Here is a 15,602-nt window from a genome sequence, read left to right as displayed (position 1 = left end):
ATGGAAAACAATCTTAATCAAGATAACATTACCCCAACAAGTAATGAAGGTAGTGGGGGTGAAGAGGTAAAAAAGGATTTTCAAGGGCTTTTAGGTAGCATCAAGAAATTTTTGTCCGAGTTGTTGGATATACGTACCAACACGGATCAGCAAGCGACCAAGGAAGCCATAATAGCGGATATTCCTTTTAAGGGCCATACCTCATGGATTTTGATTTGTTCCATTTTTATAGCCTCAATTGGTCTTAATGCCAATTCTACTGCAGTGGTCATAGGTGCAATGTTAATTTCGCCGCTAATGGGTCCAATTTTAGGAATTGGCATGTCCGTGGCGATCAATGATATAGACACGTTAAAAAGATCATTGAAAAATTTTGCCGTTATGGTGGTCTTGAGTGTCATTACGGCCTATTTGTTTTTCAGGTTCTTTCCGCTTAGGGATGAGTCTTCTGAGTTATTGGCAAGAACGGCACCGGATATTAGAGATGTATTAATTGCATTTTTTGGTGGTTTGGCTCTGGTAATTGCCCGTGCAAAAAAGGGAACCATAGCTAGTGTTATTTTTGGGGTTGCGATCGCAACTGCGTTGATGCCACCATTATGTACGGTTGGTTTTGGTTTGGCAATAGGAAATTGGTCCTACGCCACCGGTGCACTTTATCTTTTCACCATTAACACCATTTTTATAGCATTGGCAACGTTTTTGGTGATCAAGCTTTTGCGTTTTCCCATGGTACGCTATGTAAATTCGCAACGAAGAAGGTTGATCAGTAGGTTGGCTTCATTGCTAGCTATTCTTGTAATGATTCCGGCAGGAATTACCTTTTATAGCGTATTTCAAAAATCTCTGTTTATGCGAGACGCCGGAAGTTTTATCGATGAAAAAATAGTGCCTTATCAGTTTACGGGAGAAGGAAAATTCTTGAAGGATTTTAGCGAGATCGTATATAGTGATAAGGACAACTCCAAGATAGAGTTGGTTTTTATGGGCAATGAAACAATACCCGATAATGTAATTGCCACATGGGAAAATCAAATGCAAGAGTACCAACAGCTCAAGGGAATAGATTTGGTGGTCGTGCAGGGTTCAAAGAGTGATGAGGCCAATGAGCTCAAATATGTAAATGAGCTATATGAATCTCAAAAAAGTATTCTTTCCAATAAGGATGAGCGCATTAAGTTTCTTGAAACGGAATTGCTGAGGTTAAATCAAATCTCCTCCAATCAGATTCCATTTAATGAAATTAGCTTGGAGGCTAAAACCAATTATGAAAATCTGGAGCGCATGGGATATGCATATTTGATTTCGACGGATTTTAATAAGACTGATAGTATTCCATTATTTGAGGTTACCTGGAAGAAAGATGCCAACAGGTCTGAAACCGTTAAGGATATGACCAAGTTGCAAGAGTGGTTGCGCCTTAGATTGAATAACAAGAATATTCAGATTAAGGAAATGCCTAAAGATTAATTACGTTCTTCAATGTACATTTGACGTACTTTTTTAAATAAATCAGAGGAATAGACGAAGTTGGTAACGGCCTCATTATCTGTTTTAAAGATTTCATTCTTAGTGCCTTCCCATTCCTTGTACCCATCTTTAAGGAAAATGATTTTTTCCCCAATTTGCATTACCGAGTTCATGTCATGGGTATTGATTACGGTGGTGATATTATATTCTTCTGTAATTTCCTTGATCAAATTATCAATTAAGATAGCGGTTTTGGGGTCAAGTCCAGAATTTGGTTCATCGCAGAACAAATATTTGGGATTCATGACTATGGCCCTGGCTATGGCAACTCTTTTTTGCATACCCCCGGAAATTTCGGATGGAAACTTATGATGGGCATCAATAAGGTTTACCCTTTTCAGTACCGCATTGACACGGTCTTGCATTTCTGTTTTGGACTGTTTGGTAAACATTTCCAACGGAAACATTACATTGCCTTCTACGGTCATACTGTCAAAAAGAGCGCTTCCTTGAAAAACCATGCCCATTTCCTGTCGCAATTCTCGCTTTTCATTATCGGATAGGTCAGCGTATTTTTTACCATCGTAAACAATATTACCTTCTTCAGGGGAAAAAAGACCTAATAGACATTTAAGAAATACAGTTTTTCCAGATCCACTTTGTCCAATGATCAAGTTGGTTTTACCTTTTTCCAATTTGGTAGAAATACCTTTAAGGATATGGGCGTCGCCAAAAGATTTGTGTATGTCTTGTACGTCTATCATTATCCTAGTAAAAGCTGCGTTAAAATATAGTTCAAAATAATAATGACAACACTGGTCCAAACAAAAGCGGTCGTACTTGCCTTGCCAACTTCCAAAGCACCACCCTTCATATAAAAACCATGAAATGATGGAATAGTAGCTATAATGAAAGCGAATAGTAATGTTTTGATAAATGCATAGGCAATATGAAATGGCACAAAATCTGTCTGTAGTCCGGTTACGAAGTCGGTACTGGTTAAAAATCCACCAAGAACACCTGCCATCCATCCGCCAAAAATACCTACGTACATAGAAATGGCTATTGCAAACGGATAAAACAGCATAGCAATAATTTTAGGGAATACCAGGTAATTCAATGAATTTACGCCCATGACCTCTAAAGCATCTATTTGCTCTGTAACGCGCATTGTTCCAATGCTGGATGTAATATAGGATCCAACTTTTCCTGCCATAATAATGGAAACGAACGTTGGGGCAAATTCCAAGATAACAGATTGTCTAGTGGCAAATCCTATAAGATTTCTTGGTATGAGTGGGTTGGTAAGGTTCAATGCGGTTTGTATGGCAACCACAGCACCAATAAAGAAGGAAATAAAAATTATGATACCTAATGAACTAAAGATTAATTCGTCTATTTCCTTTAAAATCAGCGTTTTCATTATTCTCCATTTGGTAGGTTTTTTAAATACCTCACGGATCATAATTGCATAGCTTCCTACAGATGCCAAATAGTTCATTGAATAAAAATAGAATTCTTATTGTAAAAATAACAATAATGGACTTCATTTAACCTCGGTTTAATCTTTAAAGGTGTAATTTATTTACTTTTGTGCTACAATTGGATCAGTATGAAAATCAGAAGTTATTTTGTAGTCGCGTTTGTTTTGGGACTATTTTCCTTAAGCGCAAATGTCGCTGCACAAAACCGGGGTAAATCTACCACCGGGGAGGATATTATAAGAACCAAGCCAAAGTTAGTGGTAGGTATTGTGGTGGATCAAATGCGTTATGATTATTTAACACGCTTTTACGACCATTATGGTAAGGATGGTTTTAAGAGATTGGTGGAGCAAGGGTTTAACTGTAAGAACAATCATTACAATTATGCACCTACCAGCACAGGTCCTGGGCATACTTCTGTTTATACGGGAACTACTCCTTCCGTTCATGGGGTGATAGGTAATAATTGGTATGATAAGGAAATAGAACAAGATGTATATTGTGCGGGTGATGAAACATATTCATCAATAGGCACTGCATCCAATGCTGGTAAAATGTCTCCGCATAGAATGACCGTTACCACAGTTACCGATGAATTACGGCTTCATAACCAATTACGAAGTAAGACCATTGCCATAGCATTAAAGGATAGGGGCGCTGTATTGCCGGGCGGCCATACGGCCAATGCTGCATATTGGTTTCATGGAGAGGATGAAGGGAAATGGATAACAAGTTCATATTATATGGATGTGTTGCCAAAATGGGTGCAGGATTTTAATGCATCTGGAAAAGCACAATCGTACAAGAAAGCATGGAATACATTAAAGGATATTAAGGAGTATAAAGAAAGTGGTACTGACAATAACGCCTATGAAGGGCTTTTTAATGGTGAAAAAGCACCAACCTTTCCTCATAGTACTACATCTTTATTGAATAAGGACAAGGATTTTGACATTATCAAGGCAACACCTTTTGGTAATTCCCTGACAACGGACTTTGCTATAGAAGCTTTAAAACAGGAAGCATTGGGGCAAGATGACATAACGGATTTTTTAGCGGTAAGCTATAGCAGTACGGATTATGTTGGTCATAAGTACGGTGTAAATTCCAAGGAAGTTCAAGATACCTATTTGCGTTTAGATGAGGATTTGGCAAGATTGTTCAAAGCATTGGACAAAACCGTGGGCGAAGGTGAGTATACCTTGTTTCTTTCTGCGGACCATGCAGCAATTGAAGTGCCTGCATATTTAAGAGATCAAAAAATTCCATCAGGTTATGTTGATAATGCTACTAATTCCAAAAAATTAGCCGAGTTTTTAAGGTATACCTATGGTACAGAGGATATTGTGAAAAACTATTCTAATTATCAGCTGTTCCTGGACCATAAAATCATAAAAAATCTTGATTTGACCCTTGCTGAAGTCCAAGCGGAAATTGCACAGGAGTTTTTAAGTTATGATGCTGTTGATAGGGTGTACACTGCGGATCAAATGTGGAATAATGAGTATACCCATGGTATTCCTTACATTTTACAGAATGGATATAATCAAAAGCGCTCTGGTGATATTTTGGTGGTGCTAAAACCCGGTTTCATTTCTTATTCGGAAACGGGTTCAACCCATGGGTCTCCCCAAATTTACGATACCCATACACCATTACTTTTTTATGGTAAGGGAATTAAACCGGGAGCGACTTTTGAACGAACGGAAATTCCTGATATAGCGCCTACCATTTCCGCCCTTTTGGGTATTTCATTTCCTAATGGTACAACAGGTAAGCCAATAATACAGGTATTGGAATAATATGGATAACAGGCCAATAGGCATTTTTGACTCTGGTATAGGTGGCACTTCTATTTGGAGTGAAATTCAGGAATTGCTACCCAATGAGGATTGCATATACCTGGCAGATAGTAAAAATGCTCCATATGGGGAACAATCTAATGAGCGGATTATAGCGCTAAGTATTAAGAATGTTGAACATTTGTTGGCACAGGATTGTAAAATGGTGGTAGTGGCATGTAACACGGCGACCACAAATGCTATTGAGTATTTACGAGACCATTACTCCATACCTTTTATAGGAATAGAGCCTGCTATTAAACCGGCCGCATTACGATCGCAATCAAAAATTGTGGGTGTATTGGCTACAAAAGGAACTTTGTCCAGTAGTCTCTTTCATAGTACTTCTAAAAATCATGCTGCCGGTATAACCATATTGGAACAACAGGGAACCGGTTTGGTAGAGTTGATTGAAGCTGGGCAGTTGCAAAGTCCGGAATTGTTTGGACTTTTGGAAAGTTATATCACCCCAATGTTGGAGCAAGGAATGGATCATTTGGTACTGGGCTGTACCCACTATCCATACCTAATTCCCGTATTGCGGAAAATATTGCCGAAAAATGTAACGATAATAGATTCTGGGCGGGCTGTAGCAAAACAGACCAAGAATGTATTGGAGAAATTTAATTTGCTTGCAGACCTTAACAAAAAGGGTAAGCATCAATTTTATACAAACATTAATAAGAAGGTGCTAGCCGGTATTTTAACTCCTTTCAATATGGAATCAAATGTTAATTTTTTAGATTTTTAAACATTGAAAGAAGGATTTCTTCTGGTATAGGTAAGATAAGTGAATGCAAATTTATGGCGCTCGTCTGCGGGGTGAAATTCTTGTACGGATAGCATCCAAAGAGACTCATCTATTTCTGGGAAAAAGGTATCCGCTTCATCAAAATTTGCATGAACTCTTGTTAGTTCTATTTTATCTGCAAATTTTTCCGCCAATGCGTATATTTCGCCACCACCAATGATAAAGGCAATTTCGTTAGCTACCAAATCAATGGCCTGTTCTATCGTATGTACAATTATGCAATCTTTAAAATCCGTAGTGTAATTTTTATCTCTAGTTATAATAATATGGGTCCTGTTGGGTAAAGGTTTTGGAAAACTCTCAAAAGTTTTTCTTCCCATAATTATTTTATGGCCAGTTGTTAATCTTTTAAACCGCTTAAAGTCATCCGGCAAATGCCACAATAGGTCGTTATCCTTGCCCAATGCATCGTTCTCGGCTGCGGCGGCAATCATTATTAGGGTTTTCAATACAGTTTTTTTTTAGGTTCAATTTCTAAAGGTTGCTGGGTATCCAATTCTTTCTGCATTACATTAATTCGTTCCTGCTGTTTACGAATTAGTTTTTCCCGTTGGGAACGTTCCCATTCCTTGCCCATAAATCTATTGGTAATAAATACATTGAATATGTGCAGTGCAAATAAAAATGCCCAGAATGTTATGGCCCATATAAACCAATCATATTCTTGACCGTATTTTAAAATTTTGTTTATCAGGATTAGGAAAACACTACCTATCAAAAACACTACAAAGTGAGTGTATAGCTTTTTTTTCTGAGCTATTCTCTTTTGTGCGTTTTCTACGAGCTCATGTTGCTCTACATCTATTTTGGTGTTTTTTTTCTTGGAAAACATTGCTCTTCCTATCTTTAACTCAAAGATACAGGAAATGTATATTACCCAATAAAATATGGAAAAATTAAGAAAGGAATTTCCGGTACTACGAAATGGTATTTATGCCAATACTGCAGTTTATGGTCCAATGTATGAATCGTTATTGGACTGGCGTCAAGAACATGATCTTGATTTTTTGATACATGGAAGTGATATGCGTTCAAAGGCTCTACAAGTGATTTCCGAAACACGGGATACCGTAGGACGTTTTTTTAACTGTGATAGGGAGCGTGTTGCATTGGTGAACAATTTTTCCATTGCCCTAAATATGTTGCTTGAGGGGTTGAACCCTAAGAAAAAGGTGTTGTTGTTAAAAGGGGATTACCCTTCATTGAACTGGGCTTTTGAAAATAGGGATTTTGATATTGAATATGTGCAAATGACGTATGATTTGGAAGATGTTATCTATGATTTAATTGCAAAGAAAGGAATTGATGTTTTGGCGTTAAGTTTGGTGCAATGGGTAGATGGCTTTTCTATAGATCGCGCTTTTTTAAAAAGACTAAAAATAGATTTTCCCAATTTATTGATAGTTGCAGATGGCACGCAGTTTTGTGGAAGTGCAAGTTTTGATTTTGATGCTTCGGGCATTGATGTATTGGGAGCAAGTGCTTACAAATGGCTGTTGGCAGGATATGGAAATGGTTTTATGTTGTTTTCTGATGAGATAAGTAAAAACGTTAATTTACGAACTATTGGTTTCAATGCTGCAAATGGTGATTTTGAAAAGAAGAATAAAATTAGATTTGCCAAGTTATTTGAACCAGGACATTTATCTTCCTTAAATTTTGGTAGTTTAAAATTTTCAATGGATTATTTTGTCAAGATTGGGATGGATGCCATAACATTCCATAATCAACAATTGGCGGAAAAGGCAAAGGCGGCATTTCTACAATTAGGGCTGTTGGATGAAAAATTTAGTCGTAGAATAGGTCATAGCTCTATTTTTAATATTAAGGTAGACAACGAGGTTTACAGGAAACTGGAAAGTAATAGTGTCCATTGTGCCCAAAGGGGAGATGGAGTGCGTTTAAGTTTTCATTTTTATAATAATGAAAAGGATATAGATGACATTGTAAAAATCTTAAAGACAACGAGATAGCTATTCATTAAAGATAATTTTTGTAGGATAAAATTCTATTGGAGGGTTAAAAAGACTTTAATTTTTATCATATTCATAAAAATGGTCTTACGTATTGGTAATGAGTGTTTTATTATAGTAGTTTTGTCCTAAATTCTAAAATTAATATCATGGCAATTGCAAAGAAATATCTAAAATCCAAGCCGGTATGTAAAGTGACGTTTACCGTACCTGCAGAAGAGGCAAAAAGTGTAGCTGTAGTAGGAGACTTTAATAATTGGAGTCCAAAAGCTAGTACTTTAAAAAAATTGAAAAACGGTACATTTAAAGGAACTTTTGATCTTCCAAAAGAAAATTCTTTTGAGTTTAAATACTTGGTAGACGGAAATTATATCAATGAAACTGAAGCTGATCGTTACCAATGGAATGATTACGCTGGGTCTGAAAATGCAGTATTGGAACTATAAAAAGAAAAAAATAGTTTTATGAAAGGCATGGTGTACGCTATGCCTTTTTTTGTTGCTGTTTTTTTAGGATTTTTGTCAATCTGCGCCAAAAAGCAATTATGTTTTTATGACTTTGGGTAATTTGCGCGTTTTTGGATAATACCATGTCGCATCAGTTATTGTTTTCTCGTTAACTTATAAGGGAATGGCATTTACTGTCACTTTTATGAAATATTGTTTTTTATACAAGTATGGAAAAATAATGAATGTTCGTTATAACTATGGTAGTATTTCTTTCCACTATTAAGGTTTTGTTCCAAATTACATTTATGGTATTTAATAGGATTTTTTAAAGAGATAATTTTTGTAAAATTGTTTAGGGTCGCTATACTCATCTATAACGGTTAAATTGGATTGTTCCGCTAACCATTGAACAGTTCTATCATCATATTTTTGGGAAATCTCTGTATGTATGGTTTCCCAAGCCTTAAATGAAATATGTAGGTCTAAGGCTTGTATAAATACTTTTTGGGGAGATTTTGCTACCAAATAGCTTTTTGCCGTTCCAGTTTCCGGATCGTAAACTTCCCAATGTTTAAAGCAATCTATATTAAAATTGGCATCCAGTTCTTTATTAATTCTTACGAGCAGGTTTTTATTAAATTTAGCGGTTATTCCGGTCTCGTCATTGTAGGCATTCAGGATTGTTTCAGGATTTTTCTTCTGATCAAACCCAATGAACAACAAATCTTCTGGCTGCATATATTCTTGAATTTGTGATAAAAAATCTATTGCTTCTTCATGGCAAAGATTTCCAATGTTAGAGCCTAAAAACAAAATAACCTTTCGTTCTTCCGTATTAAAATTCAATTTACGCAACGTTTCAAAATAATTACCTTGCAAAGGTTCTGTCCTTAATCGTGGAATTTCTCTTTTTAAATTTATCTGAAGTTGATCTAATGCATTTTGACTGATATCTATGGGTCTAAATGTGAAATCTAAATTTTGTTGAGTAAAATGACGCAATAGAATTTTAGTTTTTTTACCGTCACCGGCTCCCATTTCTATTAAATGAAACGGTAGGTTACCACAACTGAACATGTGGGCTAGTTGAATCTTATGTTGCTCTATTATGGCATATTCCGTATTGGTCAAATAATATTCCGGCATATTCATAATATCTTGAAAGAGCTTGTCACCGGCTTTGTCATAAATATACTTGGAGGATAAAAACTTTGGGTATGAGGTTAAGCCTTCAAATACTTCTTGTTTAAAAGGGGTGTCTAGGGAGATGGCTAATTGTTTGTGCATATCTTTTTTGTCGTAATTATTTGGCCAGCCTTATACCGGTATATTGCCACCTTAAGTCGGTCTGAAAAAAGTTTCGGTACGTTGGTCTAGAATGGTTAACTGGGGTTGCAACAGAGCTTCCGCGCAATACTTTTTGGTTGACCATAAATTTACCATTGTATTCCCCTAAAGCACCATCTGGCTTTTTATAGTTGGGGTAGGGTAAATATGCACTTTCCGTCCATTCCCAGCGCTGTCCCCATTTAAATTGATGTTGTGCGGATTCCCATTCAAATTCAGTAGGTAAACGGCAATTTCTGTATTGGGCATATGCAAATGCTTCGTAATATGATATATGTGTTACGGGAGCGTCTAGTGCAATTTCTGTAAGTCCATTTAACGTGTAGTTATACCATTCGTCATCAACTTGATGCCAATATAAAGGTGATACAACATTATTTTGTTGCACCCAATCCCATCCTTGAGCGTGCCACAAATCAAAACGCTTATAACCGTCTGCTTTAATAAATTCTAGATATTCTGCATTGGTCACTAATCTATTTGAAATAGAATAATCGTGTAAATAAACTTTATGCCTGCCCAATTCATTGTCAAAACAAAAGTCATTAGAGTTGTGACCAATTTCATATATACCTTCGTTTATAGAAATCCAATGTAGAGGTTGATTTTCTGTCGTATATTCTTTAAAAACATCTGAATATTTTGGGAGTAATGGATTATTGCCTAGAATATATTTTATATCTGTAAGTAATAATTCTTGGTGCTGTTTTTCGTGATGAATACCAATTTCAAGAACTTCTAAAAGTGTTTTGTCGTTGTTATACTCAAGCAGGTTGGTCATTGCCTGAGTGACATAATCCCTGTATTCAAAAACTTTTTTTACGGACGGTCTAGATAGATTACCACGGTCCGCGCGCACAACTCGTTTTCCTACCGTTTCATAATAACTGTTGAATACAAATGAGAAATCATCGTCAAAAACTTGATAATTACTGTTATATGTTTTTAGGATGAATTCTTCAAAAAACCATGTGGTATGTCCTAAATGCCATTTAGGTGGAGAAACATCTATAATAGGTTGAACTACATAATCTTCTATTTCAAGAGGTTTACAAATAGCCTCTGTGTGCTTTCTGGTTTCAATAAAGAAATCTAAAAGCGTATCAGTACTTACCATGAAAACAATTTTATGGTAAGTTAGAGAAAAATGGTTTATTCGGTTTAGCCTAAAACATTAAGAAATTGATCCTAAACAGCTACCTTGCCTTTTATATGAGGGTGAGGGTTGTAGTCTACCAATGTAAAATCCTCAAATTTAAAGTCAAAAATGTTCTTTACCTCTTTATTGATAACCATTTTAGGCAAAGGTCTTGGTGTTCTACTTACTTGAAGTTCAACTTGCTCCATATGATTGTTGTAAATATGGGCATCTCCAAACGTATGAATGAAATCACCGGCTTCGTAACCGCAAACCTGTGCCATCATCATAGTGAACAAAGCATACGATGCTATATTGAAGGGTACGCCTAAAAATATATCTGCACTGCGTTGGTACAATTGGCAGGATAATTTGCCATCCGCAACATAAAATTGAAAAAATGCATGACATGGCGGTAGCGCAGCTTTACCATTGGCAACATTTTCCGAAAAGGATTTTGAGGTGTCAGGCAATACACTTGGGTTCCATGCGGAAACCAACATTCTTCTGCTATTGGGATTGGTCTTTAAAGAATGGATAACTTCTTTGATTTGGTCAATTTCATCATTATTCCAATTACGCCATTGATGTCCGTATACCGGTCCTAAATCTCCGTTCTCATCTGCCCATTCGTTCCAGATTCTAACACCGTTTTCCTGTAAATATTTAATATTGGTATCCCCGTTCAAAAACCAAAGTAATTCGTAGACAATTGATTTTAAGTGTAATTTTTTAGTGGTGACCATAGGAAAGCCTTCGCTTAGGTCAAAACGCATTTGATAGCCAAAAACACTCTTAGTACCGGTTCCTGTACGGTCACCCTTTTGGTTGCCTTCTTTGAGAACATGTTTTAAAAGGTCATGGTATTGTTTCATGATAAATAGTTTAAGTATGGTCCTGAATCAGGTTTTAAGACCGTTGCAAAAATACCATTAAGGGACAGGAATTATAAAAAGGGTTATTAGAATTTATTAACTAAAGTTTAAACGTGATTTTATAGTTTAATGATTTTATGAGTGCTTATGATTTGATTGTCATCATCAATTTCTACATAATAGATGCCAGATGCCAATGTGGAGATGTTTATAGAAATTACCTTTTGATTTTTGAAAGTTTTAAATAGAACGAGTTGTTTGGATGAATTTACCAACGTTAGTTTGGTAGTAGAAATAATTTTGCTAAGGTCGATATCAACTATATCTGTTGTTGGATTAGGGTATATAATTATATTATCTTGGATGGAATATGGAATAAGTGTATTGTACGTATAGCCTTTTCCTGGACTTATACAGGATGTTATCATTTCTTCATTGTCGGCTACGCCATCTTCATTGATGTCTAAGCGCCATACGGTCTCAGGATTAAGTTCTATATTTTCATCATTACAATCAATAAATGTTGAAGTTATTTGGGTAAAGCCTATTCCAGGACTGTTACAACTATCGATGCTTTCTAAAGTGGTATATCCATCTCCATCGGCATCAAGGTACCACGTGGAAACTTCATAAACGTTCGGGTCATTGTCGTCACAATCGGTCAGGGGAAGTACTGTTTGGGTATATCCTGTTCCGGGTGAATTACAGCTTTCAACAGTTGGAGCCACGGCATAATTATCACCATCTGCATCAAGGTACCACGTGGAAACTTCGAATACGTTCGGGTCATTGTCGTCACAATCGGTCAGTGGAAGTACGGTTTGCGTATATCCTGTTCCGGGAGAATTACAACTTTTCACTGTTGGAGCAACGGCGTAGTTGTCTCCATCGGCATCCAGGTACCAGGTGGAAACTTCGAATACGTTGGGGTCGTTATCATCACAATCGGTCAGGGGAAGTACGGTTTGGGTATATCCTGTTCCGGGTGAATTACAGCTTTCAACAGTTGGAGCCACAGCGTAATTATCCCCATCTGCATCCAGGTACCACGTGGAAACTTCAAATACGTTCGGGTCGTTGTCATCACAATCGGTCAGGGGAAGTATGGTTTGCGTATATCCTGTGCCTGGGGAGGTACAGCTTTCAACAGTTGGAGCCACCGCATAATTATCGCCATCGGCATCCAGGTACCAGGTGGAAACTTCGAATACGTTCGGGTCGCTGTCATCACAATCGGTCAGTGGAAGTATGGTTTGGGTATATCCTGTGCCTGGGGAGTTACAGCTTTCTACTGTAGGCTCAACGGCGTAGTTGTCACCATCGGCATCAAGGTACCACGTGGAAATTTCGAATACATTGGGGTCGGTATCGTCACAATCGGTAAGGGGAAGTACGCTTTTCGTATATCCTGTTCCGGGGGAGGTACAGCTTTCAACAGTTGGAGCAACGGCGTAATTATCGCCATCGGCATCAAGGTACCACGTGGAAACTTCGAATACGTTCGGGTCGCTATCATCACAATCGGTCAGGGGAAGTATGGTTTGGGTATATCCTGTTCCGGGAGAGGTACAGCTTTCCACTGTTGGAGCCACCGCATAATTATCACCATCTGCATCAAGGTACCACGTGGAAACTTCGAATACGTTGGGGTCGGTATCGTCACAATCGGTAAGGGGAAGTACGGTTTGCGTATATCCTGTGCCTGGGGAGTTGCAGCTTTCCACTGTTGGAGCAACGGCGTAGTTGTCTCCATCGGCATCAAGGTACCACGTGGAAACTTCGAATACGTTCGGGTCATTGTCGTCACAATCGGTCAGGGGAAGTACGGTTTGCGTATATCCTGTTCCGGGAGAAGTACAGCTTTCAACAGTTGGAGCAACGGCGTAATTATCTCCATCGACATCGAGGTACCAAGTAGAAACTTCAAATACGTTCGGGTCGCTGTCATCACAATCGGTCAGGGGAAGTACGGTTTGGGTATATCCTGTTCCGGGTGAATTACAGCTTTCAACAGTTGGAGCCACAGCGTAATTATCGCCATCGGCATCCAGGTACCAAGTGGAAACTTCGAACACGTTCGGGTCATTGTCGTCACAATCGGTCAGGGGAAGTACGGTTTGCGTATATCCTGTCCCGGGCGAGGTACAACTTTCCACTGTTGGAGCAACGGCGTAGTTGTCTCCATCGGCATCAAGGTACCAAGTAGAAACTTCGAATACGTTCGGGTCGCTGTCATCACAATCGGTCAGGGGAAGTACGGTTTGGGTATATCCTGTTCCGGGAGAAGTACAGCTTTCAACAGTTGGTGCCACCGCAAAATTATCGCCATCTGCATCAAGGTACCACGTGGAAACTTCGAATACGTTCGGGTCGTTGTCATCACAATCGGTCAGGGGAAGTACGGTTTGCGTATATCCTGTTCCGGGTGAGCTGCAACTTTCCACTGTTGGAGCAACGGCGTAGTTGTCATCATCGGCATCAAGGTACCAGGTGGAAACTTCGAATACGTTCGGGTCGCTGTCATCACAATCGGTCAGGGGAAGTACGGTTTGGGTATATCCTATTCCGGGTGAATTACAGCTTTCAACAGTTGGAGCCACCGCAAAATTATCACCATCTGCATCAAGGTACCACGTGGAAACTTCGAATACGTTCGGGTCGTTATCGTCACAGTCCGTTAAAGGAAGTACGTTTTGCGTGTAACTTGTGCCTGGGGAGTTCGTGCTTACAACAGTTGGCGGCACAGCGTATCCATCTGCATCTGCATCTAAATACCAAGTATATTCAGTTGTGCTTCCCAGATTTTCATTTAACGCAAGAACAAGGGATGTAGATTTATCAAAGCTAATTTCATTTCCGGCAGCATCAGTTTGTGTTGAAATATTGTTACTTGAACTAGGATGCATTACGGACATAAATAAAAATCGATTATCTGGCGAAAACGTAATTCCCGTAGGTTCAGCACCTAAGGGGACAATACCAAAAATTTCTACTTGCGGATTTGCTTGGGAATGTTCATTTTTTACAACCCATATATAGTTGTCATCGCCATCTTGTAAAACCCAAAGATTACCGTCATTGTCAAAAGCTAAATTGTCATTTCCATAACCCCAATTTACTGAAGATGTACCGCTGGCATGCGTAATATTGTACGTCATATTGCCAACAAACGTTTCCATATTGACAACAGTTGTGCCATTTATGGGGTCAGAATCTTGAAAACGATATACCTGGTCCTCGTTTTTTACGGCAAAATAAATATAGCCATCAGGTCCAATTTCAACATCTTCTATACCGTTAAATACCGTTGCTCCTACTGCCGTACTTTGGGCAACAGTAGTGTTGCGTTCTTCTTTTGTAGTATTATTTATTTGAATCCAATCTCCTGGTCCATTTTTTGAGCCCTTATAGACATATAATTTTCCACTGCTTAAATCTTGGGGAGCATCAGCAACAAATTTGTAAAGATACCCTACAGCGGCATCAGCACCTTGATACGCCGTTCTTTGATTGTTGTGAATGACTAAATTCTCATGTTTAAAATTGCCTAGTGCCCAGAGTTTATCGATTACTGTTTTGGTTACAGGATCAATTTCAACTGCCCATCCTAAATCGTCATATCCATCATTATTCTCATCCCTATTCGGATAATTATCCAATCGCTCTTGAGAGGTGTGCTCTTCACAGCTCACAATTGTATTCCATGGGGTTACAGTACCAGAGCAATTATAAATGGTCCGAACAAACGAACTGAAATCTACCCGTGCCGATAATGTGGTTGCCCATAATTTGGAAGTTGGGTTATAGTTGATATCCAAGATGGAGACACCACCTGGGTTGGTTTCGGCATTGATACTTAAATAGCCGTTATCACTACTACCGTTTATAGGTACATATCCAGTAAAATCTGTATTTCTAGGTAATGTTCCGCCTTCTGTTAAGGCATCACCTTCAGTTATGATAGTTTGAAATGTATGTGTAGCTGGAATGATGAAATCCGTATTCTGAGGCGCTGGATTAACCGAAATAAAATCTCCAATATTTTGTGCTTTGCCATTGAAAGCAATCAATACAAGTAATATAAAATAGTTTTTCATTCCAACTTTAAAGTTTATTCTTCAAATGGATTATTGAAGAATGTTAACAAGTCTACATTTAAAGGGGAAATGGAAGTTATTAAATAATATCGAAGTAAATTTTTTACTTCGATTAAG

Annotated in this window: 13 protein-coding genes; 5 read left to right on the top strand and 8 right to left on the bottom strand. The window is 38.1% G+C overall.

The features are described 5' to 3' along the window. A complete protein-coding gene (locus JM81_RS07845; protein ID WP_089263310.1) occupies positions 1 to 1,470 on the top strand; it encodes a DUF389 domain-containing protein in 1,470 nt (489 codons plus the stop codon). Here JM81_RS07845 and JM81_RS07840 read toward each other — a convergent pair. Then, complete coding sequence (locus JM81_RS07840; protein WP_089263312.1) at positions 1,467 to 2,234, bottom strand: ABC transporter ATP-binding protein; 768 nt, start codon at positions 2,232 to 2,234, stop codon at positions 1,467 to 1,469. The two genes, JM81_RS07845 and JM81_RS07840, sit on opposite strands and share 4 nt — an antisense overlap. Beyond that, on the bottom strand, positions 2,234 to 2,971 hold the full coding sequence (locus tag JM81_RS07835) for an MlaE family ABC transporter permease (RefSeq protein WP_089263314.1): 738 nt from the start codon (positions 2,969 to 2,971) through the stop codon (positions 2,234 to 2,236). The genes JM81_RS07840 and JM81_RS07835 overlap by 1 nt, the downstream gene beginning before the upstream one ends. A 111-nt stretch (positions 2,972 to 3,082) precedes the next feature. Between JM81_RS07835 and pafA the strand changes: the two genes are divergently transcribed. Together pafA and murI are read left to right on the top strand one after the other, a co-directional pair. Then, the gene (gene pafA / locus JM81_RS07830) at positions 3,083 to 4,756 is read left to right on the top strand and encodes an alkaline phosphatase PafA (protein ID WP_144802030.1); all 1,674 of its coding nucleotides are present in this window, start codon (positions 3,083 to 3,085) and stop codon (positions 4,754 to 4,756) included. Between the two features lies 1 nt (position 4,757). Beyond that, a complete protein-coding gene (gene murI / locus JM81_RS07825; protein ID WP_144802027.1) occupies positions 4,758 to 5,546 on the top strand; it encodes a glutamate racemase in 789 nt (262 codons plus the stop codon). Here the strand turns inward: murI and JM81_RS07820 are convergent. Both JM81_RS07820 and JM81_RS07815 read right to left on the bottom strand, forming a co-directional pair. Further along, entirely contained in the window at positions 5,543 to 6,055 is a 513-nt protein-coding gene (locus tag JM81_RS07820) for a dihydrofolate reductase (protein ID WP_089263320.1), read from the bottom strand. The genes murI and JM81_RS07820 overlap by 4 nt on opposite strands. Next, positions 6,052 to 6,438 (bottom strand): 2TM domain-containing protein, encoded by a 387-nt coding sequence (locus JM81_RS07815; protein WP_144802024.1) that lies wholly within the window; start codon positions 6,436 to 6,438, stop codon positions 6,052 to 6,054. The genes JM81_RS07820 and JM81_RS07815 overlap by 4 nt, the downstream gene beginning before the upstream one ends. 55 nt (positions 6,439 to 6,493) lie before the next feature. On the opposite strand from JM81_RS07815, the gene JM81_RS07810 reads away from it, so the two are divergent. Beyond that, positions 6,494 to 7,579: an aminotransferase class V-fold PLP-dependent enzyme gene (locus JM81_RS07810; protein ID WP_144802021.1), complete on the top strand. Its 1,086-nt coding sequence runs from the start codon at positions 6,494 to 6,496 to the stop codon at positions 7,577 to 7,579. Between the two features lie 149 nt (positions 7,580 to 7,728). Further along, positions 7,729 to 8,025 carry an isoamylase early set domain-containing protein gene (locus JM81_RS07805; RefSeq protein WP_089263326.1) on the top strand — a complete coding sequence of 99 codons (297 nt, stop codon included), beginning with the start codon at positions 7,729 to 7,731 and terminating at the stop codon, positions 8,023 to 8,025. 315 nt (positions 8,026 to 8,340) lie between these two features. Here the strand turns inward: JM81_RS07805 and JM81_RS07800 are convergent, their stop codons facing one another. From JM81_RS07800 to JM81_RS07785, 4 genes are all read right to left on the bottom strand, one after another. After that, a complete protein-coding gene (locus JM81_RS07800) occupies positions 8,341 to 9,315 on the bottom strand; it encodes an L-histidine N(alpha)-methyltransferase (protein ID WP_144802018.1) in 975 nt (324 codons plus the stop codon). A 16-nt stretch (positions 9,316 to 9,331) separates the two neighbouring features. After that, entirely contained in the window at positions 9,332 to 10,492 is a 1,161-nt protein-coding gene (egtB, locus tag JM81_RS07795) for an ergothioneine biosynthesis protein EgtB (protein WP_144802015.1), read from the bottom strand. Positions 10,493 to 10,563: 71 nt separating this feature from the next. Beyond that, the gene (locus tag JM81_RS07790) at positions 10,564 to 11,388 is read right to left on the bottom strand and encodes a thymidylate synthase (RefSeq protein ID WP_144802012.1); all 825 of its coding nucleotides are present in this window, start codon (positions 11,386 to 11,388) and stop codon (positions 10,564 to 10,566) included. 119 nt (positions 11,389 to 11,507) lie between these two features. Further along, on the bottom strand, positions 11,508 to 15,485 hold the full coding sequence (locus JM81_RS07785; protein ID WP_144802009.1) for an alkaline phosphatase PhoX: 3,978 nt from the start codon (positions 15,483 to 15,485) through the stop codon (positions 11,508 to 11,510). Positions 15,486 to 15,602 lie beyond the last annotated feature (117 nt).

The organism is Maribacter sp. MAR_2009_72 (assembly GCF_007827235.1).
In the GTDB taxonomy this organism is placed as follows: Bacteria; Bacteroidota; Bacteroidia; order Flavobacteriales; family Flavobacteriaceae; genus Maribacter; species Maribacter sedimenticola.
This window is presented reverse-complemented; position numbering and strand designations above follow the sequence as displayed.